18 protein-coding genes and 1 pseudogene are annotated in these 15,700 nt (G+C 38.8%); 5 read left to right on the forward strand and 14 right to left on the reverse strand.

The annotated features are described in order from the left end of the window. Window positions 1–130 precede the first annotated feature (130 nt). From M2419_RS11150 to M2419_RS11170, 5 genes are all read right to left on the reverse strand, one after another. On the reverse strand, window positions 131–577 hold the full coding sequence (locus tag M2419_RS11150) for a nuclear transport factor 2 family protein (protein WP_259255057.1): 447 nt from the start codon (window positions 575–577) through the stop codon (window positions 131–133). Between the two features lie 172 nt (window positions 578–749). Then, on the reverse strand, window positions 750–1,094 hold the full coding sequence (locus M2419_RS11155) for a hypothetical protein (protein ID WP_259255058.1): 345 nt from the start codon (window positions 1,092–1,094) through the stop codon (window positions 750–752). 356 nt (window positions 1,095–1,450) lie between these two features. Continuing rightward, complete coding sequence (locus tag M2419_RS11160) at window positions 1,451–2,371, reverse strand: nucleotidyl transferase AbiEii/AbiGii toxin family protein (RefSeq protein ID WP_259255059.1); 921 nt, start codon at window positions 2,369–2,371, stop codon at window positions 1,451–1,453. Next, a complete protein-coding gene (locus M2419_RS11165; protein WP_153846609.1) occupies window positions 2,364–3,158 on the reverse strand; it encodes a type IV toxin-antitoxin system AbiEi family antitoxin in 795 nt (264 codons plus the stop codon). The genes M2419_RS11160 and M2419_RS11165 overlap by 8 nt, the downstream gene beginning before the upstream one ends. Window positions 3,159–3,396: 238 nt before the next feature. Beyond that, window positions 3,397–3,699: a hypothetical protein gene (locus tag M2419_RS11170; RefSeq protein WP_147430552.1), complete on the reverse strand. Its 303-nt coding sequence runs from the start codon at window positions 3,697–3,699 to the stop codon at window positions 3,397–3,399. Window positions 3,700–3,901: 202 nt separating this feature from the next. Here M2419_RS11170 and M2419_RS11175 point away from each other — a divergent pair, with 202 nt between their 5' ends. Together M2419_RS11175 and yidD are read left to right on the forward strand one after the other, a co-directional pair. Then, complete coding sequence (locus M2419_RS11175) at window positions 3,902–4,129, forward strand: hypothetical protein (protein ID WP_070570510.1); 228 nt, start codon at window positions 3,902–3,904, stop codon at window positions 4,127–4,129. Beyond that, on the forward strand, window positions 4,126–4,404 hold the full coding sequence (yidD, locus tag M2419_RS11180; protein WP_120335546.1) for a membrane protein insertion efficiency factor YidD: 279 nt from the start codon (window positions 4,126–4,128) through the stop codon (window positions 4,402–4,404). Before M2419_RS11175 ends, yidD begins: the two co-directional genes overlap by 4 nt. A gap of 93 nt (window positions 4,405–4,497) precedes the next feature. On the opposite strand, the gene M2419_RS11185 is transcribed toward yidD, so the two are convergent. From M2419_RS11185 to M2419_RS11195, 3 genes and pseudogenes are all read right to left on the reverse strand, one after another. Next, window positions 4,498–4,968 (reverse strand): GIY-YIG nuclease family protein, encoded by a 471-nt coding sequence (locus tag M2419_RS11185; protein WP_182982635.1) that lies wholly within the window; start codon window positions 4,966–4,968, stop codon window positions 4,498–4,500. A 10-nt stretch (window positions 4,969–4,978) separates the two neighbouring features. Beyond that, a pseudogene (locus M2419_RS11190) lies at window positions 4,979–5,309 on the reverse strand (nucleotide pyrophosphohydrolase). Window positions 5,310–5,435: 126 nt separating this feature from the next. Further along, window positions 5,436–5,882 carry a nuclear transport factor 2 family protein gene (locus M2419_RS11195; protein ID WP_259255062.1) on the reverse strand — a complete coding sequence of 149 codons (447 nt, stop codon included), beginning with the start codon at window positions 5,880–5,882 and terminating at the stop codon, window positions 5,436–5,438. A 277-nt stretch (window positions 5,883–6,159) separates the two neighbouring features. On the opposite strand from M2419_RS11195, the gene M2419_RS11200 reads away from it, so the two are divergent. Further along, entirely contained in the window at window positions 6,160–6,975 is an 816-nt protein-coding gene (locus tag M2419_RS11200) for a hypothetical protein (protein WP_259255063.1), read from the forward strand. Window positions 6,976–7,046: 71 nt separating this feature from the next. Here the strand turns inward: M2419_RS11200 and M2419_RS11205 are convergent, their stop codons facing one another. Then, complete coding sequence (locus M2419_RS11205; RefSeq protein WP_182329716.1) at window positions 7,047–7,466, reverse strand: hypothetical protein; 420 nt, start codon at window positions 7,464–7,466, stop codon at window positions 7,047–7,049. Between the two features lie 74 nt (window positions 7,467–7,540). Next, the gene (locus M2419_RS11210) at window positions 7,541–8,590 is read right to left on the reverse strand and encodes a type I restriction endonuclease (RefSeq protein WP_182329718.1); all 1,050 of its coding nucleotides are present in this window, start codon (window positions 8,588–8,590) and stop codon (window positions 7,541–7,543) included. A 373-nt stretch (window positions 8,591–8,963) separates the two neighbouring features. Here M2419_RS11210 and M2419_RS11215 point away from each other — a divergent pair, with 373 nt between their 5' ends. Together M2419_RS11215 and M2419_RS11220 are read left to right on the forward strand one after the other, a co-directional pair. Continuing rightward, window positions 8,964–9,506, forward strand: a complete 543-nt coding sequence (locus tag M2419_RS11215; RefSeq protein ID WP_259255065.1) for a thermonuclease family protein — start codon at window positions 8,964–8,966, stop codon at window positions 9,504–9,506. A gap of 2 nt (window positions 9,507–9,508) precedes the next feature. After that, window positions 9,509–10,009: an SH3 domain-containing protein gene (locus M2419_RS11220; protein ID WP_259255066.1), complete on the forward strand. Its 501-nt coding sequence runs from the start codon at window positions 9,509–9,511 to the stop codon at window positions 10,007–10,009. A gap of 42 nt (window positions 10,010–10,051) precedes the next feature. Here M2419_RS11220 and M2419_RS11225 read toward each other — a convergent pair whose 3' ends face one another. The 4 genes from M2419_RS11225 to M2419_RS11240 all read right to left on the reverse strand — a co-directional run bounded on the left by M2419_RS11225 (window position 10,052) and on the right by M2419_RS11240 (window position 15,698). Then, entirely contained in the window at window positions 10,052–11,980 is a 1,929-nt protein-coding gene (locus M2419_RS11225; protein ID WP_259255067.1) for a hypothetical protein, read from the reverse strand. A 2-nt stretch (window positions 11,981–11,982) separates the two neighbouring features. Beyond that, window positions 11,983–13,569 carry a hypothetical protein gene (locus tag M2419_RS11230; RefSeq protein ID WP_259255068.1) on the reverse strand — a complete coding sequence of 529 codons (1,587 nt, stop codon included), beginning with the start codon at window positions 13,567–13,569 and terminating at the stop codon, window positions 11,983–11,985. A gap of 64 nt (window positions 13,570–13,633) precedes the next feature. Beyond that, window positions 13,634–14,317, reverse strand: a complete 684-nt coding sequence (locus tag M2419_RS11235; protein WP_259255069.1) for a hypothetical protein — start codon at window positions 14,315–14,317, stop codon at window positions 13,634–13,636. After that, window positions 14,301–15,698, reverse strand: coding sequence for a hypothetical protein (locus M2419_RS11240; RefSeq protein WP_259255070.1), 1,398 nt, complete (start codon window positions 15,696–15,698; stop codon window positions 14,301–14,303). The genes M2419_RS11235 and M2419_RS11240 overlap by 17 nt, the downstream gene beginning before the upstream one ends. Between the last annotated feature and the right edge of the window lie 2 nt (window positions 15,699–15,700).

Here is a 15,700-nt window from a genome sequence, read left to right on the forward strand (position 1 = left end):
GGAAACATAAAAATTACTGTACAAATAAACGCTAAGAGAAAGGGTCTGATGAGAATCAGGCCCTTTTGACGTAAAAAAGCCACATCTCCCGATATGGCTCTACAACATATATATTTATTTGAGATGGCTCTTATTTATAAGAATTGATCGATTTGGATACTTTCCAGTCATTACCTACACGCTCCAAGGTAACTAAATCTGTTTTGGTGAAATTCTCAAATTTCGAAGTTACTTTAGCCACCATATAGTCTGCCGATTCCTCGATGATATCGGTGCTTACTGTACAGTTTAGCTTCTCTCCTTTTTGTTTTTTCAAGGATTTAACCACTTCGCTACGGCTATTAGACTGTACATTGGTAGCTTGGATCTTTTGATTAAAATCTTCGGCGAATAACTGCTCTACTCCTGCTGATTCTCCCTCTGTAGTTACCGCAACATAGTGCTCTAAAGCGAAATCTGCGGTAAAAAGGTTAATGTTAGCTTTTGTTGCTTTTGCTCCAGGTCCTTCAGCTGCCATAGCGAAAGTAGATACTGCGATTAAAGCTGCTGCTGCGAATGTTTTTACTAGCGTTTTCATAATGTCTTTATTTTATAGTGTTAGTTCTGTTGTTCTTATTTGTTGACTCAAAACTACAACACAATACGCCCCTAGCCTACGGGCTTTAGACTAACGATCTAGAAAACTCGGTGAATGGCGGGAATGGGGAGGTGAATTTTATTTTAGCAATTTAAAAATAACCAAGTTCCTATTAAAAGAAAAAATAAACGCCAGTTTGCCTTTTCACAGCTTCTTCAAACAGGCAAATAATTTCTTCCATAAGCTCCTGAATACGATCATCTTTTAACCTTACATTTTTTAAATATTTTAACCCTTCCTCCAGCTGTTGCTTATTCGTAATAGCATCGTCTTCAAAATCATCTATTAAACAGCCTAGCATATTATTCAAATCTGAAAATACACCAAAAGCATCTAATTGATAAAATTGCGACTCTGAGAGAACTAACTGGATCAAATGATGATCTCCAGCTTCATTAAAATCCAATAACTCTTCTGCCCTTTTGTCTTTTGGCGTAACGATATAACGATTTTTCATATAAAAGTAATCCTACGGTTGAAATGCTATGTACTTTTAAAATACTTTATTGAGACAGCTGCCGTCATATCAAGTTATCAAAAAAAATTACTCCAATAAAACTATTTCAAATTGACTGTTGTTCTTACAATACAAACCGGCTACAAGCTACCTTTCGAAAGAAAGGTTCAACATAAAAATTAGCGTCGTACAGTGAAAATCCAATAGTCTTTAAAAGCATTGGATGACGAAACAAAAAAGAGGAAACGATAGGAAACATAAAAATTATTGTACAAATAAACGCTAACAGAAAGGGTCTGATGAAAATCAGGCCCTTTTGACGTAAAAAAGCCATATCTCTCCTATTCAGCTTGACTTTAAGGATATAGGACAGCTTCTAGATTTTTGTAAGCGGTCACGTGTTTATTCTCTGACATTTTATTTAAATTGATTAATCTCCATTTCACTGAAGGAAGTTCCGAGACTAAAGCTGCGTCCAATCCTAAGAGTGCCCAATCAGGTGTCTTATTTTTGACAGAGAGTAAAAATTTACGTTCACTATCAGTCATCTCCTTGTTGATATCTGCAATCAGTTTCTCCCGTACAGAAAGTAGCTCCTCTAAAGAAACTTCAAGTTCTGCCATTTGCGCAAACTCCATTTCATATATACCTGAGATATCTTTTCGGTTTGGATTAAGCAGTTCTGCCATCGGTCGAAAATGACTTATTAAAAATACAAGAAATGTTTTTCGTAATTCTTCCGTTAATCCTTCATTTTCGTATAACTGTTTTACATCAAACAAATCACGGGGATGTTGACGATCTAGGGCAGCGCAAAGTTTACCAGCATACAGATCTGGGTGTGATGCAACTAGCATTTCAGCATAACCAAATTCTTTTTCAACCTGCGGTCGCACTTCCATTCTGACAGCTGGGAAAAGGCTTCCACGTATAACAGGAGATAGTTCTTTTTTAACACGAACATCATTAAGTGAAACTATTATTCGTAAAGAATTATCCTGTTGTAGTGTTGTATTTTGAACTTGGGCACCTGCAATCGATTTCTTTATGGAATCTGTTATTCTCGCTAATGCAGCTCTGATATTTTCAAGAGAGGCGTCGCAATCCTCCATTGGCAGATACAACAAATCGATGTCTACGGAAAGCCTTGGCAAATCTCTATAAAACAAATTAATAGCCGTACCGCCTTTAAGTGCAAAACAGTCTTCTTTATCGATTATAGGTAACAATCGGATCAATAAACGGACCTGCTCGGCATATTCTTCTTTCTTACTCATAAAAATCAGGAACAGTTATTTTATATTTCTTATTTAGTTTCCCACCTGTGACGATCACACGATTACCAGATCCAAAATCTATTTTCTCAGATTGAAGTTTTGTAAACCAGGTATGATTTTGACGCTCGGCAAGGTAAAAGAAAAGCCTGCGAACTTTGATATTTGTGCACAGTTCCAATAATCTTTGGAGTGTCCTAGGAGAAAGCGTATTTAATCCTTGCATTAATTCATCCGCATGTTCAAATGATATATTTTGGGGAACTTGATTCATCACTTCCAAAATAGCTCTTTCAGGAATGGATATACGTAAGCCTTCCTTTGTATTTTTCCAACTGAAAGCTCTAGTAAACTCAAGTAATGCTAGCGGCCTTTCATCTTCAAAACTATTACCAAATAAATAGCCAGAACTATGCTTAAGAAATTTGATCCCTGTTGTAAGGTTATTTATCCATATGGGAAGATTATCCCGGCCATATAAATGAATCAAGCGTTGATTAGACATCGGGAGATAATGGGTCAGTTTCTGAAGTTCTAAAGCCGATAGGCCTCCAATGGTTAGATCTGTATCTAGCTGTTTCTGCAGGAAATAGACAATATCCCCCCATTCCACTTCTGCCCCTTCACGTTTATATACTCCATTTTTCACAGTTTCCAATAGTCGACTCTTCAATAAATTATCGATCGCATGGCCTGTGAGATCATTCTGCTGTAGCCAAGATCTGGTAACCAAAGCTCCCTCCGGCACTAATTTTAACACATCTTTCCTTCTCTGAGAATACATATTCATGTTTAAACTATTTAAATTTATCGGCGAAAAACGCCGATAAATCAAATATACATAAACTGATTTATTTAACAAAACTCATATTATCGGCGTTTTTCGCCGATAATAAAGAAATATATAAACAAGTAAGTCTTTTCGGAAAAACAAGCATAATACCGTTACTCCTGATTTTAGAGAAATGGATGTAAAAAACTCATATTGATATCATGTTATCTGAATTGACTCGCCGAGATCCTCCGCTCTACAAAAAATACACCGATTGTTGCCAGTCACCTAAGACAACCGGAGCATCGCCAATGGCCAAAATCGATCTTTTGATGCCATCGATCTCTTGCTTATCCAATTTGTTTTTCAGCCTTTGCAAGCGGACCTGATTTCGCCCGCTGGGCTTAATCAGCACCAGATCGGACACATCAAACTGCAAAGTGCCTTTGATAGGATCGTAAAACTGCTCATTGGCAAAACTCAGTGTATTAAAAATACTGATCTTGGTTCGTAAAAGCCAGTCTCCAGAGGTCAGATAAAATGCAAAAGCATTCCTCATCTTGACATGTTCTTTAATACAGTAGCTAGCCACCTGGTGCACAGGCATAACTTTTACGGGAAGCCGTAATAATCTGTAATTTTTTATTCTTAAAATTGACAATATTGTAAAATGGATTGCAATAAAACTCAAAACACATTGATTTTCAATATTTTATTATATAGCTTTAATTAAATCATTAACCCAATCAAATACTGATATTATGGAATACAAAGTAGTACCTTTTGTAGCATCGATAGACCCAAGGACAGGCACATCGGATCAAGTAGCAGAACAATTAGAAAACCTGATTAATCAGGGTGCATCAGGAGGATGGAACTATGTAAGACTAGAAAGCGTCACAACTTATGTACATGCCGAAAATGGTTGTTTTAATAATAAACCTGGATATACGACGGCAAGACAGATGGTGGTATTTTCAAGGCCATGAAGTCTCTCCTATTGACCGCGATCCGATTGTATTGGTTGATCATCCCACCTGAAAGAAGACGTAAGTGTATATTTAGGCATAGCTGCTCTAAATATGTATTTGACGTAACTAAACATGAAGGCTTTAGGGCAGGTAGGAAAGCATTGCTTTCACGCATGAGAACCTGTAATGGTCACTTTGACATAATCACGGATTATAAAAGTGGTGAGCGGATGATGTACCTGAAAGGCGGTGTAGTGGTTGGCGAGGCCGAGATCGCGGAGAGGTTGTTGTAAATAGTTTAGGGATGGAACTGGAAATTTTGTCACGGAAGTTACATATAATAGCAAGCCTGGTATTTTCTCTTCGGAACTTAAGTTTCAGATTTTTTAACAAGATTGAAGAAAAACGTGATTGAAGGCTGTCGATGATAGCAGACTGGTAGACGTGCGCGCTATTTTAAGTTCTTCAAGTTGTTTCCAGATCTGTGGAAACAATACCTCATATTCTTTCTTCTGGTGATAGTAGTGCCCGTTATTGCCAAGGTTGATCAGTTTCAGACCTTTTTCTGCTGAGAAAAGATTGATCAGAAATGCTTCTAAATGTAGGGTAACGGATTTGTTGAACAAATGCGAATAGATCGCATGTCGTATTAAAAGGTCTTTCTTGCTGTCGTGTCTATTATGGCTTGAAAAGCGGTTCTTGATATCGATAGATTCACCGATATAGATTGACCTTTTATCGTTGAGCAGATAAACAAGTGCGCTGTTATAAAAATCTAGTTTGCTATCTGTATCCTTAACCTCTCCTGCGCTACCGACGGGAACAATATGAACTTCTTTAATATCCAATTCTGACATGCGTTATTAATTACAGTTCATTATACTTTTTAGCAGTTCCCTTGGCTTTTTCTACAGGATATTTTTCATTGTTGAGTTTCATCTTGTCCTCCACGATCTCCTTAACATCAAGGCCGTGCTTATCGGCAAGCAATAGCGCATACATGAGTACATCGGCAAGCTCATTTTTCAACTTGTCAGGATTGGCATCTTCATTTCCTTTCCACAGAAAAAGTTCCAGAAGCTCAGACGCTTCAATGCTCAATGCAACTGCGAGGTCCTTAGAATTGTGAAACTGTTCCCCAATCTCTCGCATCTCTGAATGCTCTGATCTGTGCTATTAACTGCTGAATATCCGACATGATAAAATCCTTTAACTAAAAACTGGCCTTTGTCCAAATATCCGAAATATTGTTTAGGAATGAAAGGAAAAAGCCATATCTCCCGATATGGCTCTACAACATATATATATTTATTTGAGATGGCTCTTATTTATACGAATTGATTGATTTAGATACTTTCCAGTCATTACCTACACGCTCCAAGGTAACCAGGTCAGTCTTGGTAAAATTTTCAAATTTCAAAGTTACTTTAGCTACCATATAGTCTGCAGATTCCTCGATGATATCGGTGCTCACTGTACAGTTTAGCTTCTCGCCTTTTTGTTTTTTCAATAGTTTGACCACTCCAGTACGGCTGTTAGACTGTGCATTGGAAGATTGGATCTTTTGGCTGAAATCTCCGGCGAATAACTGCTCTACTCCTGCTGATTCTCCCTCTGTGGTTACCGCAACGTAGTGCTCTAAAGCGAAATCTGCTGTAGAAAGGTTAACGTTTGTTTTTGTTGCTTTTGCTCCAGGTCCTTCAGCTGCCATAGCAAATGTAGATACTGCGATTAAAGCTGATGCTGCGAATGTTTTTACTAGCGTTTTCATAATGTCTTTATTTTATAGTGTTAGTTCTGTTGTTCTTATTTGTTGACTCAAAACTACAACACAATAGGCTCCTAGCCTATCGACTTTAGACTAACAGACCGGAAAATTCGGTGAATGGATGGAATGGGGAGGTGAAAGTTCTAATTGCCGTACCGCTATACCCCTATCTCTTCCTTTTAGAACCTATGATAGCGTTTTCGAACGCTACATCAACTTTACGGTTTCCCTTTTTTATTCGCTTTATCGATGAGATATTTTTGAATAAAAAAACAGCAATATGATAAAGAGATTTTTTACGATAGCCATTTTACTAACCGCCTACAGCTGCAATGGTATTTCTCAAGATGAATATGAAAAACTCAAATCCGAAAATCAGAGTTTAAAATCAGAATTAAATGAATTTAAATTTGGTTCAGCGAACTTGTTATCCAATGCTAAAAGGATGATTACAGGAAAATCGTTTGAAAATGCAAAATCAGAACTAAATTCTTTATTAGAAAAACACCCCGATTCAAAGGAAGCCATAGAGGCGAAAGAATTATTAAAGGATGTTGAATTTAACATTAATAAAGAAAATGAACTTAAGGAAAAAGCAATCGTCCAGGCTGAAAGATCAAAAAATGAAGCAATAAAAAGCCTTAGACAAAAAACAGATGACATAAGAAATATCACCTGGTATTCCGACAAATCAACTCCTCAATACACTAATTCTAATAGCTTTCATTTATATTTTGGAACTAAAAAAGACACTAAACCCTGGTTACAGCTTGCTATCAATTATACTGCAGATGATTGGCTCTTTATTAAAAGATATATTATAAAAACTGATAATGATACTTATACTATTAACCCTAGCTATAGTGAAATAAATACAGATAACGGCGCTGGCGAAATATGGGAATGGTATGACGTACCGGTAGATCAGGAAAAATATAAAATGATAGAAGATATCATAAAATCTAAGAACGCAAAGATACGTCACGAAGGTAAGCAATACTATAAGGATAGAGCCATAACTCAAAAAGAAAAGCAAGCTCTTCAAAATATCTTAACAGCTTACAAAGCGCTAGGTGGTGAACAACCAAACGGCTAATATTATTGTCCTGCTCCTTAAAAGCATAAAATAAAGGCTACAAAATTGCAGCCTTTATTTCTTATCGAGCGCTATTCCCCAGGTTTTCTTACGACGAGTACCGAATCCATACCTGCATTGAAATAAAAAATATTATCTGAAAGCACTTTTGCTCCAAATGCATTGCTTGCTCTGTACCGATGGATCATTTGAAATCCCTGCCGATCCTTTAATATTTTACGTTGCCTTATCATAATTCTTTTTCTTTCCTCCATATCAGTACTTTTTGAAAATTCATTTTGCAGATTAAAATACTCAGCACCGGTCCCAATCATATCGATTGATTGCAATGAATCCAAAGATCCAAATTCAATAGCCTCATAACTTTTAGGATCATTTGCATACTTAAGTATATATTCTTTGATTAGAGCTTTAGCCTTTTCTTCATTAGAAGGCTTTACACACGCTACCAGTAACAAAAAAGGTGTTGCGAGAAAAATTAATCTTTTCATAATTTCTAGGCAATAAAATAACTTTTAAAATATATTCGGTTTCTAAAGGTTTCTGCGCATCATTATAAGGATAATCAGTAGTTAACGACTGTATCAACAATCTGCTCAGAGTATTTGTAAATATCATCCAGTGAGTCCAGATCATATTTAGCTTCCTTTTTATCTTTGTCAAACAAACCGATACGAAGTCTATTGGGCGTAAAATAAAAACGACAAATTGGTTTGCGATTGTTATCGTCCAGCAGGATACCACAATAGGATTGATTATCACGCATAAATACACGTCCCACTTCAATCTCCTTGCGTAAAATAGATTTAATGATCAAGTATCCTTCAATCTCTTCTTCAGTTGTGACAATCAGTGCCTCAGGTTCTACTGGTGTTATAGTAGTATTCTTTTCTTCGGCTTCGGTTTCTTTTTTAAGTGCGCTTTTTAGTCTTTCGGCGATCTGATCATTGATTATCTGTGTGAACACGCGCTTTACCAATGGCGTAAACTGTTCCAAAACCTTTGCTGTAACAACACTTGGATAGGCTTGCTTCGCAAAAAAACGAACGAAATCGTCGCTTGGGTTTTGCATCTCGCCCATCGCTAAAATAGTCAACTCGTTAAAGTACTTTAATTCGCTCGCAACGCTGGAAATGCTTTCGAGATCAAATTCGGTCTTATGAAATTTGCGCAATTCGGATACTTCATTATCCTTGATGTCCATGATCTTGAACTCGAAAAATGGCTTTTCATCCATCTTATTTGGTGTCACGAGATCAGTATAAAAACGATACTCTACTCCATTGGTCAACAATCCAAACTTTGCTTCGGTCGTATGGAAGTAACGGAACAGTTGTGAATTGTGGGGGTCAAGTCCATCAGCATAATGTTTGCATTCAATTAATATAACAGGTTTTTCGTCACGTAAAATGGCATAATCAACCTTCTCTCCTTTTTTGATACCAATATCGGCTATAAACTCTGGTTGCACTTCGAAGGGATCAAATACGTCATATCCCAATATTTTCAAAAATGGCATTACTAAGGATGTCTTTGTAGCCTCTTCTGTTTTGATCTGTGGTAAAAGTCGGTCAACGCGCTTGGCAAATTGACGAATCTCATCTTTAAAATCCATAGTTTTTTAATTTTTATTAATGGCTTATTTGATTTTGCTAAAACAGCAATACATTTCTTTATTGTTGATAGTCAAAAGTAGGTACTAGGTAAGAGGACTATTTACGGGAAACCATAAATACCCGAAAATCTTAGTTTTAATTTTGAACCATATTATTCATCCTATTCATTTACTATTAAACAGCTTAAACATGTATGATCAATGCGCATGGTGCAACAAAGAGATTCAACCTGGTAAAGGAAAAAAAAGTTATAAAGGCAAAGGCTTCACAATGAAAGTACTCACCCTAATGTTCGGCAAATCTTATTGTTGTGAAAGGTGTCGAAACTCAGCCGAAAGAAGAAAAGGGAAAAGAAAATAAAACAGTAAAATCATGAACAAAAACATTTTATACGTCTGTCTCTTTTCAACTCTTTTTCTCGCTTGTAAACCCAAAAAGGAAAAACAAACGCAGCCGTTCGCGGCCTTTACAAGTGGAACCCTGAGGAATGACAAGGGTATAACCGAAGGCGAATATCAGATCACCAAGGTTTCCGATGGAGACACTTTCTGGTGTGTAAACAGGGAAAGCAAAAAGATCAAGGTAAGATTGATCGGAATTGACGCTCCTGAACCCCGTAATTATTTTCATAAAAAGGAACAACCTTATGGAAAGGAGGCCTCGAAATATGTAGAAAAACTGCTTATGAACCAAACTGTACGCTTGGAATTTGATGTCAACCCATTGGATCAATATGGGCGTACACTCGCTTACGCCTATTTGACTGATGGCACCTTTGTCAACGAAAAGATTATGAAGGATGGTTACGCCGTACTGATGACCATTCCGCCGAATGTTAAATATGAACAACGTCTGGTAGAGGCCCAAAAATATGCGCGAAATCACCTACTGGGACTTTGGAAAAACCGCTTATAATTATGATAAAAGCTATTACATTGATATTGACTGCAACATTAACTTCGCATTTTGCATCTGCACAGACCACAAAAAACACGCTTGCTTTTTTAGAACATGAAGTCGGCCGCTGCACAGGCTCGGCCAACTGCACTGCCTGTCGCAATTGCAGCAAATGTGCGCACTGCAACAGTGGCGGCACCTGCGGCGTATGTGATCTCGATATGCACAAAAAATCGGCTCCTAAGATTGAGAAAAAAAACAAGTCTGTAAAAACGCCACCTAAACCCTCCGACAACGGCACATCGGGAAATCAGGATTATTACCTAAAAACTGTTGTATTGAACGTGGAAAAGATGGATTTACTTAAGGGACCGGCAGCTGATTTCCCCAAATTGACAACGATCTATAGAAATCAAAAATTGACATGTCTTTCCAATATCGGAAATTGGGCCAAAGTAAAAACAGACAAAGGCTTGATCGGATTTATTAAAAGTGATGCAATACGGTTAAGTAACAATTAGTCTATAAAAGGGTAATCTTCCAAACAGATTACCCTTTTATTTTTAATAGGTATAAAAAGCAGCGCTCGAGCCATAGGTTGTACCATAGGCATTTGTCGCATAAGCCCGTACGTAATAAGTCGTATACTTATTAAATCCTGTGACCGATTTACTAAAATATCCGACACTAATGCCCGATACGGTCGTCTTTGTTCCACTGGACAATGTTGGATTACTGGATGTGGAATATACAAAACCGCGCTCCGTTAATGTACTACCACCGTCTGTAGCGATATCTCCGCTAAAGGTAACATAAGTGCTCCCAGTATTACCGACTTGATAAGTCGTCACCCCAGTGGGTGCCGTATATCTTGTAGTGGTAAAGCTTATGAGATTGCCATAGGCAGTTCCGGCTTCATTGGTCGCATATACCCTGGCGTAATAACTGGTACCTGCGGATAGCCCTGTCAATGTAGCTGCGATACTTCCGATACTACTCCCTAAAGTAACTGATGTACTATTCCCAATAGTGGGATTTGATGTACTGCTACTATAAACAATGCCACTCGCAGAAATGATCCCTCCACCAGCCGAGCCAATATAACCCGACACATAAGCTGAGCCTGGTGTGATACTGACAGCTCCATAAGTACTCAGGCTTGATGGTAGGCTTGGCAACAATGTTTTGAACGTGTACACATTTCCATAAGTCGTGCCGGCCTCATTCGTAGCGTAAGATCGGACGTAATAAGTTGTATTTTGCTGCAATCCGGAAAGTATAAGTAAAAAATTACCTGTTCCTGAACCACCAGATACCCTTGTACCATTGGTTAAAGAAGGTAATGAGTTGCTGCTGCTATAAACCACCCCTTTGGCAGAAATAGTTCCACCGCCAGCGGAGCCAATATATCCCCCGGTATATGCCGAAGTCATAGTCACATTATAAGGGGTAGCTGTTGAAACGTTACTTGGCAGGTCTGGCATCGAAGTTTTAAAACTGACCACAGGCCCATAAGCCGTACCTGCGCTATTGGTAGCAAAAGCGCGTACATAATAGCTTGTATTTACGACCAAGCCCGTCAATTGACCAGAGAAGCTACCGGTTCCGCTACCTATATTCAAAATTGTCCCACTACTGACACTTGGCGTAGTATTGGAATTGCTGTAGCATATACCCCGAGCTGTTACAATCGATCCATTATCATCCAAAACAGTACCACCAACAGAAGCTGAAGAGTAAGTAACTGAACTGACCGCCGCGGTCGATATTCCTGATGCGACAATTGGCGGAAGTGTCGTAAAACTTACCACCTGCCCATAGCCTGTTCCAACAGATGAAGTGGCATAAGCGCGCGCGTAATAGATTGTACCCGCCTTTAATTTGGTTAGATTAACTTTAAATGAAGTACTCTCTGTATCAACACTTACCTTGTCATTTGAAATCGTCGGGAACGATGATATATTGCTATAGCAAACCCCTTTGCTGATCACCGGGTATCCGCCATCATCGGAAATCTTTCCGCCTAGTTCGGCGGTAATACGCGTGATACTGCTTGCAGATTGTGTTTCCAATTTAGCAACATAACCACTCTGCGTAGTAAAACTCAACGGATCGCCATAGGCAGTACCATTTTTATTGGTTGCGAAAGCCCTAAAATAATAGGTTGTAGCCGGCTTTAAATTTTGAGCATATAGCGTAAACGCTCCTGTATCCAGATCGCCTGTCTTGAGCACTTTTTCATTGTTCACTGTTGGCTTTTGGTGGGTAGCATAGCAGATGCCAACCTGTGTCAATGTCTCTCCATTGTTGGTATTTACACGTCCGTTCAGCGTAGCATCATTTTTGGTTACACCGGTCATCTGTAAGGTCGTTACCGCAACTTTATTATGCTGATTAAAATCAAACTTGTCTTTATCATCGCAAGATGTCCAGGGGAGGATCAGCATAAACAGGGAATAGAGATATCGTATATTAAAGTTTTTGGAATTCATTTTTATCGAATATTAAAAGTAATACCACCGGTAAATTCGGGCTGGGTAAATTTTTTAGAAGAGAACTGTTTGTCAATAGCCATCATGGAAGCACCACCTATGATATTTACGTACCGACTAAGTCGTAAAGTCACCCCGCCGTAACCGGCGACATAACCGGTTTTTCCATGGCCCTCTCGGTCTGCGTAATCATCACGAAATAAATGGGAATAAACTCCATAGCCACCCCCGATGTTCAACAGTAACCAATCGACTACCTTAAAATTTGGCCCTACAATAAGCTCTGTTTTATTGGGTTGGGACGACCGCGTGCTTGAGTAATAAGAATCGAGCTGGTTATCTGACTTCAGCCCATAACGCACCGTTGCAAAGAATCCAACAAATGCACCACCAGTTTCAAATCGTAGACCAATTGGTGCCAATTTTCCATACTCATAGCCGATATTGGTAAATAGCTTTCTTCTAGCCCGACGCACTGCCGCCAGCTCCTTCTTCTCTTCCCGTTTAACCATCGCATCGTAAGCGTATTGCGAAGTCGGATAATTTTTGTGCAGATCTCCTAAGGCAGCAGATACCTCAATTTTAGAGGTCAAATCTTCCTCATTAAACTTCGTTATATACCCTTCAAGAGCAGACTTCACCGTCAATAGATCCGAAAAACTGTAGTTTCCCTCTCGTTTAAACAGCTGGTAACGGCTCATAGCCTGAAAGTAGCTCACTTTTTGATTATCACGGGATCGGTCCGGAAAATCATTTGTAGCTAAAATGACTTTACCATACTCCTGTGCATTGTAGCTGTCCGATATCGCATCAAATTTACGTTGCATCGCTAAGGCATAGGCAGCAGCACGTTTATCCTCTTCTTTTTTTCTGAACTCGTCAAGCGATTTTGGTAATCCGGCAACAATATTTTTGATCTTTTCTACTTCGGCCGTACTTAACTTAGCCAGAGAATTATGGTCACTGCTTAAAATAGCATTTCCAAGTGCAACGATAGATTCTACTTCATGGTATGTCTGCGAGGGGCTCTGATCATATAGTTTGTACTTCACCATAAAATCATAATACTGAACAGGACTCTCATCATATCCAGATTCTTTGGCAACCTTAATGGTGGCTAAACTCTGGGCATAATCTTGCACCTCATAGGATTTCCTGATCGCTGTCAGCAAAATCTGTTGCCTTTCGGTCTTTTTCTCCTGTAAGATTCGATTCTTGGTATCGTCATAACTTTGCTGTGTCTTTGGATACTCGTCCATTTTGTCGAGTATCCTTTTGACATCACCTTGGTTGCGCGATTTTGAATAATTTTTCAAAAACAGAGCGGCTTGGCTACGTACCTTATTGATGATCTCAAAAGATGGATAGTCGCCATTATCCAGTAATTTGAAATAATTTACGGTCTTAAAGTAGTCCACGAATTCTTTTGTCTTTGTCTTGCCGTGAATTTTATTTAGGGTATTTATGGACTCTTCATGCAAGCCGTTATCCATTTGTGCTTTGGCCTGGGCCAATAATTCATCGTTGGTCGCCTGCGCAAAGCAAAAAAAGACCAGCCCCATTAAAAAAAGGGTTAATAAATATTTCATATCTATAGATTAATCTATGTAGGTTTTATCTGATACAGCCACTTTTTAGCGGAAGGATCCTATTTTATAAATTCATGTTCAAATTCCAGTTTTCGTAATTCCGATGAAATTGTTGCAGTTTGCTTACGCCAGTATTTCTAACGGCAAGAACAGATTTCTTTCTTTTGAGATTTGCATCTAGGTTTGGCATCCGCTCCAGTTCGTTCATTAAAGCCCTATACCCACTCTCATCAAATTCCGCGAAGCCTTGATTGATCAATGAGTTTACACGTTGTGGCAGGACTTCCGTATAGTGATTCAAAGCTTTAACTTTATTTTTGATCGTTGCAACCTCTCCCGTAGGACCAAAAGTACTTTCGAGATGAGCGACAAGAATATTAAGTTCTGCCTGTTTAACAGGGTCCGAACGAAGCAATTTATTACTGCGCTCGATGCTCAGTTGAGTATATCTGCCATTGAGCTGCTGAAGCAGCATGTCCTGAATCGCTTTATTAAACAGATTCTGTGAAGCTGCATTATTGATCTCGATCAGCAAGTTGTTGTACTGGGCCGGACTTACATTGTCCTCGGAAAGCTCCTTGATCTTATTTTCCAATATTTTATGCCCACTTGCCATTGTGATAGCCGATTGCTTCATAACGTCATGCTGGGCTGGAGATGAACTCATCAGCTTCATCGAACCAACAATCAGTAAACCAACCCCTAGGGTGGCTCCCAAAAAATAAAGTCCCCTATACTTTTGATTCATGGTCTTTGGTCCCTCCTTTCGCTGGCTGGCTGGATTGTTTTTCAGGCTTCTCCGGCTGTACTTTATTATTTTTTTCGCTGGTGATCTCTCCGCTATCTATCGGTCTTGAATTGGTCGGGGCAGGCTTATCCTCCGGAATATCGCTTGGAATCTGTGCGGTAAGCTGATCACAAAAAAGAAGGATACGATCCTCATTATGAAAAATTGAGCGTAACTCGGCTTTGGTTAAAGGTTTCGTATTCTTCTCCTCTCCTTTTTTATAGAACTTCCAGCCTTCAGCTTTTCCTTTGTAATTGAAAACGTAACCTTGCAAGGTGGAATCGGTAAACTCGAGGTAAAGTACCCTACTTTTGGCCGTATCGATTTTGAAGGCAAAATTCTCGGCGGGTATTTCCTCTTTTACAACAACAGTATCGTTAGCTTCTTGTCCCGTTCCAAAAAAATTCATAACGAGGCCAATTCCCCAATAACCGATGGCAATTCCCAAAATTGGTCCGATTATCCAGGCCCATACCAGTCCGCTTGAGCTTTTTTCGGGTTCCAGTACTGGACGTTTAGGCAATACAATCTCTTCGGGACGCACCTCCACTTCTCCTTCGAAAATATTGACGTCCTTATAACGTGAATCAAAAATAAGCTTGTATTGCACACGGTCGCCATCTTTGCAGATGATAAATTGATCCTTCGCCAAACTAATCTCTTGCTCGTTGATCTTTACACGCAATCCATTTGTAGTGGTATTATTAAATGTAATCTTACGAACCTTTCCAAATAAGTTTTGCGCCGACTGAAAACCGAACTGTTGAGCGACGCCCTCATTTTGTATTGACTGTTCGTCCAGGAAATAGACTTTGCTCGCATATACCAATTTGGGATTGTTGAAAGCATCACTCTGATCCAAAGTGAGATTCAAAAATTGATAATATATTGTTTTATCCAATTCAATCACCGGTGTAATGCAATTGACTCGTTTGATGTCTTTTGCAGCCTCTTCTAGAATAAGATCGTAGTTTTGATTATTTAAACTCCCGTCCTTCATATGATTTATAAACTGTGTAGTGATCTGCAATAGATATTGCATGACACGTGACAGCAGTTCATTGTGCTTAACAATCAAACGCACTGCAAAAAATCCATTACGCTTTGCATTATCCTTCATACTCGTATTGATAACCGAATAAATCAAATGCTGCGATGTCCGCTTGATAGAATAGCAATACCCCTCATTAAACTGACCGACTTGACTGGTTTCATCAAATGAAAGCTGTAACTTTTCTAATTCATTTTTATTCAGTCCGGCCGAGACATAATCATAATCCAGACCATTCAGAGTACGTTCAATAATAAGATGCACTCTATTTCTATAATGTGTACTTTCCATAA

The sequence above is a fragment of the Sphingobacterium sp. BIGb0116 genome, assembly GCF_024808035.1.
Taxonomy (GTDB): domain Bacteria; phylum Bacteroidota; class Bacteroidia; order Sphingobacteriales; family Sphingobacteriaceae; genus Sphingobacterium; species Sphingobacterium paramultivorum.

What these genes read in the sequence shown, in the direction of transcription:
- M2419_RS11150 (WP_259255057.1), bottom strand. Translation starts at nt 577, where the DNA reads ATGAAAACGCTAGTAAAAACATTCGCAGCAGCAGCTTTAATCGCAGTA.
- M2419_RS11155 (WP_259255058.1), bottom strand. Translation starts at nt 1,094, where the DNA reads ATGAAAAATCGTTATATCGTTACGCCAAAAGACAAAAGGGCAGAAGAG.
- M2419_RS11160 (WP_259255059.1), bottom strand. Translation starts at nt 2,371, where the DNA reads ATGAGTAAGAAAGAAGAATATGCCGAGCAGGTCCGTTTATTGATCCGA.
- M2419_RS11165 (WP_153846609.1), bottom strand. Translation starts at nt 3,158, where the DNA reads ATGAATATGTATTCTCAGAGAAGGAAAGATGTGTTAAAATTAGTGCCG.
- M2419_RS11170 (WP_147430552.1), bottom strand. Translation starts at nt 3,699, where the DNA reads ATGAGGAATGCTTTTGCATTTTATCTGACCTCTGGAGACTGGCTTTTA.
- M2419_RS11175 (WP_070570510.1), top strand. Translation starts at nt 3,902, where the DNA reads ATGGAATACAAAGTAGTACCTTTTGTAGCATCGATAGACCCAAGGACA.
- yidD (WP_120335546.1), top strand. Translation starts at nt 4,126, where the DNA reads ATGAAGTCTCTCCTATTGACCGCGATCCGATTGTATTGGTTGATCATC.
- M2419_RS11185 (WP_182982635.1), bottom strand. Translation starts at nt 4,968, where the DNA reads ATGTCAGAATTGGATATTAAAGAAGTTCATATTGTTCCCGTCGGTAGC.
- M2419_RS11195 (WP_259255062.1), bottom strand. Translation starts at nt 5,882, where the DNA reads ATGAAAACGCTAGTAAAAACATTCGCAGCATCAGCTTTAATCGCAGTA.
- M2419_RS11200 (WP_259255063.1), top strand. Translation starts at nt 6,160, where the DNA reads ATGATAAAGAGATTTTTTACGATAGCCATTTTACTAACCGCCTACAGC.
- M2419_RS11205 (WP_182329716.1), bottom strand. Translation starts at nt 7,466, where the DNA reads ATGAAAAGATTAATTTTTCTCGCAACACCTTTTTTGTTACTGGTAGCG.
- M2419_RS11210 (WP_182329718.1), bottom strand. Translation starts at nt 8,590, where the DNA reads ATGGATTTTAAAGATGAGATTCGTCAATTTGCCAAGCGCGTTGACCGA.
- M2419_RS11215 (WP_259255065.1), top strand. Translation starts at nt 8,964, where the DNA reads ATGAACAAAAACATTTTATACGTCTGTCTCTTTTCAACTCTTTTTCTC.
- M2419_RS11220 (WP_259255066.1), top strand. Translation starts at nt 9,509, where the DNA reads ATGATAAAAGCTATTACATTGATATTGACTGCAACATTAACTTCGCAT.
- M2419_RS11225 (WP_259255067.1), bottom strand. Translation starts at nt 11,980, where the DNA reads ATGAATTCCAAAAACTTTAATATACGATATCTCTATTCCCTGTTTATG.
- M2419_RS11230 (WP_259255068.1), bottom strand. Translation starts at nt 13,569, where the DNA reads ATGAAATATTTATTAACCCTTTTTTTAATGGGGCTGGTCTTTTTTTGC.
- M2419_RS11235 (WP_259255069.1), bottom strand. Translation starts at nt 14,317, where the DNA reads ATGAATCAAAAGTATAGGGGACTTTATTTTTTGGGAGCCACCCTAGGG.
- M2419_RS11240 (WP_259255070.1), bottom strand. Translation starts at nt 15,698, where the DNA reads ATGGAAAGTACACATTATAGAAATAGAGTGCATCTTATTATTGAACGT.